Below are 3647 nucleotides of genomic sequence, written 5' to 3'. Positions count from 1 at the left end.
CCGGCCGGCTCGGATTTCGTAGAAGGTATGCGCGCTATAAGCGCAGTTTTTTCTACATCCTCGCCGGCCGGGGGGTTCGGTGGAATGCATTGTGGCCCTACACGAACTGATGTCGTGTAGGGCCACAATGGGATGTTGTGTTCGGCGGTGTCCTACTCTCCCACACTGATTAAGGTGCAGTACCATTGGCGCTGGAGGGCTTAGCTTCCGGGTTCGGAATGGGGCCGGGCGTTTCCCCTCCGCTATGGCCGCCGTAACTCTATAAAACAACCAACAAACAGGTCATTTGTTTGTTTGTGTGTTGTTTCAGAAGTGTCATAGTGGATGCGAACACACCAGAAAAACGGGTTTCTGTGGTGTGTGGGTGTTGTTGGTAAGTCCTCGGCCGATTAGTACCAGTCACCTGAACACATTGCTGTGCGTACAGTTCTGGCCTATCAACCCCATGGTCTGTAGGGGGCCTTAACCCTGCAAAGAGGGTGAGAAACCTCATCTTGGAACAGGCTTCCCGCTTAGATGCTTTCAGCGGTTATCCCTTCCGAACGTAGCTAACCAGCGGTGCCCCTGGCGGGACAACTGGCACACCAGAGGTTCGTCCGTCCCGGTCCTCTCGTACTAGGGACAGGTTTCCTCAAGTTTCTTACGCGCGCGGCGGATAGAGACCGAACTGTCTCACGACGTTCTAAACCCAGCTCGCGTGCCGCTTTAATGGGCGAACAGCCCAACCCTTGGGACCTACTCCAGCCCCAGGATGCGACGAGCCGACATCGAGGTGCCAAACCATCCCGTCGATATGGACTCTTGGGGAAGATCAGCCTGTTATCCCCGGGGTACCTTTTATCCGTTGAGCGACACCGCTTCCACTTGCCGGTGCCGGATCACTAGTCCCGACTTTCGTCCCTGCTCGACATGTACGTCTCACAGTCAAGCTCCCTTGTGCACTTACACTCAACACCTGATTGCCAACCAGGCTGAGGGAACCTTTGGGCGCCTCCGTTACTCTTTGGGAGGCAACCGCCCCAGTTAAACTACCCACCAGGCACTGTCCCTGAACCCGATCAGGGTCCGAGGTTAGAAGTCCAATACGATCAGAGTGGTATTTCAACAACGACTCCATGAACACTGGCGTGCCCACTTCACAGTCTCCCACCTATCCTACACAAACCGAACCGAACACCAATACCAAGCTATAGTGAAGGTCCCGGGGTCTTTTCGTCCTGCCGCGCGTAACGAGCATCTTTACTCGTACTGCAATTTCGCCGAGTCTGTGGTTGAGACAGCAGAGAAGTCGTTACGCCATTCGTGCAGGTCGGAACTTACCCGACAAGGAATTTCGCTACCTTAGGATGGTTATAGTTACCACCGCCGTTTACTGGGGCTTAAATTCTCAGCTTCGCGGAACAAGTCCACTAACCGGTCCTCTTAACCTTCCAGCACCGGGCAGGCGTCAGTCCGTATACATCGTCTTACGACTTCGCACGGACCTGTGTTTTTAGTAAACAGTCGCTTCTCTCTGGTCTCTGCGACCCACACCAGCTCCCGAAGTAAATTCGTTCACCGGTCTGGGTCCCCCTTCTCCCGAAGTTACGGGGGCATTTTGCCGAGTTCCTTAACCACAGTTCTCTCGATCGCCTTAGTATTCTCTACCTGACCACCTGTGTTGGTTTGGGGTACGGGCCGTGTACCAACTCACTAGAGGCTTTTCTCGGCAGCATAGGATCATGGAATTCACCGCAACGGCTACGCATCACCTCTCAGGCTCAATGTGTTCCGGATTTGCCTAGAACACGCCCTACAGGCTTACACCAGTACAACCACTGACTGGCCCCACTACCTTCCTGCGTCACCCCATCGCTTGCCTACTACCAGCCAAGGTCCCATGCATCACCCCACCCGGCACCCGAAGGTGCTCCTGGGGGATCTGGATGGTTAGTACAACTGATTCAGCATGGGCGCGGATACACGGGTACGGGAATATCAACCCGTTGTCCATCGACTACGCCTGTCGGCCTCGCCTTAGGTCCCGACTCACCCTGGGCGGATTAGCCTGGCCCAGGAACCCTTGGTCATTCGGCGGAAGAGTTTCTCACTCTTCTTTCGCTACTCATGCCTGCATTCTCACTCCCACACCCTCCACCACTAGATCACTCTGTGGCTTCCACGGATGCAGGACGCTCCCCTACCCACCCACACACCTGGTCGCCTCTCCGTAGAAAAACGACGGGCTATTGTGTGAGTGCCGCGGCTTCGGCGGTGTACTTGAGCCCCGCTACATTGTCGGCGCAGGATCACTTGACCAGTGAGCTATTACGCACTCTTTCAAGGGTGGCTGCTTCTAAGCCAACCTCCTGGTTGTCTTCGCGACCCCACATCCTTTTCCACTTAGTACACGCTTAGGGGCCTTAGCCGGCGATCTGGGCTGTTTCCCTCTCGACTACGAACCTTATCGCCCGCAGTCTCACTGCCACACTCTCACTTACCGGCATTCGGAGTTTGGCTGACGTCAGTAACCCTGTGGGGCCCATCGGCCATCCAGTAGCTCTACCTCCGGTAAGAAACATGTGACGCTGCACCTAAATGCATTTCGGGGAGAACCAGCTATCACGGAGTTTGATTGGCCTTTCACCCCTACCCACAGCTCATCCCCTCCATTTTCAACTGAAGTGGGTTCGGGCCTCCACGACGTCTTACCGTCGCTTCACCCTGGCCATGGGTAGATCACTCCGCTTCGGGTCTAGACCCGGCGACTCWTTCGCCCTATTCAGACTCGCTTTCGCTACGGCTACCCCACACGGGTTAACCTCGCCACCGAGCACTAACTCGCAGGCTCATTCTTCAAAAGGCACGCCATCACCCACCACAGTAAACTGTGCACAGGCTTTGACGGATTGTAAGCGTCCGGTTTCAGGTACTATTTCACTCCCCTCCCGGGGTACTTTTCACCTTTCCCTCACGGTACTTGTCCGCTATCGGTCACCAGGAAGTATTCAGGCTTACCGGGTGGTCCCGGCAGATTCACAGCAGATTCCACGAGCCCGCTGCTACTTGGGCATCCATCACGCAAGACCATGTGTTTTCAGCTACCGGACTCTCACCGTCTACGGCAGACCATTCCAGGCCACTTCACCTAACACACGATTTTCTGACTCACGCTTCCACAGGCAGATGGAAGAAGATGAACCCCACAACACCACACACACAACCCCTACCCGGTATCACATGCGCATGGTTTAGCCTCATCCGCTTTCGCTCGCCACTACTCACGGAATCACATTTTGTTTTCTCTTCCTATGGGTACTGAGATGTTTCACTTCCCCACGTTCCCTCCACACCCCCTATACATTCAGAGGTGGGTAACACGACATCACTCGTGCTGGGTTTCCCCATTCGGACACCCTCGGATCACAGCTCGTTTGACAACTCCCCGAGGACTATCGCGGCCTACCACGTCCTTCATCGGCTCCTGGTACCAAGGCATCCACCGAACGCCCTTACACACTTACAACAACACCTACAAACCACCCCCACCCCAACAGTTCTCACGAACCACATCAGCGGGGATCGAATGTAGACATCACAAAAAAAAATTTMTGCTAAATCACAGACCAACGTAAACGTTGATTTGAAATAAAGATGCTCGCATCCAC

At 54.8% G+C, this 3647-nt stretch carries 2 rRNA genes; both read right to left on the bottom strand.

What is annotated here, in order from left to right:
• Positions 1-139: 139 nt before the first annotated feature.
• Positions 140-256 (bottom strand): 5S ribosomal RNA (rrf, locus tag LQD00_RS22675).
• A 113-nt stretch (positions 257-369) separates the two neighbouring features.
• A 23S ribosomal RNA gene (locus tag LQD00_RS22670) occupies positions 370-3505 on the bottom strand.
• Between the last annotated feature and the right edge of the window lie 142 nt (positions 3506-3647).

Source organism: Gordonia metallireducens, from assembly GCF_021245825.1.
GTDB lineage: Bacteria > Actinomycetota > Actinomycetes > Mycobacteriales > Mycobacteriaceae > Gordonia > Gordonia namibiensis.
The sequence above is the reverse complement of the archived record's forward strand: the minus strand, read 5'-3'. Positions and strand labels throughout refer to the sequence as shown.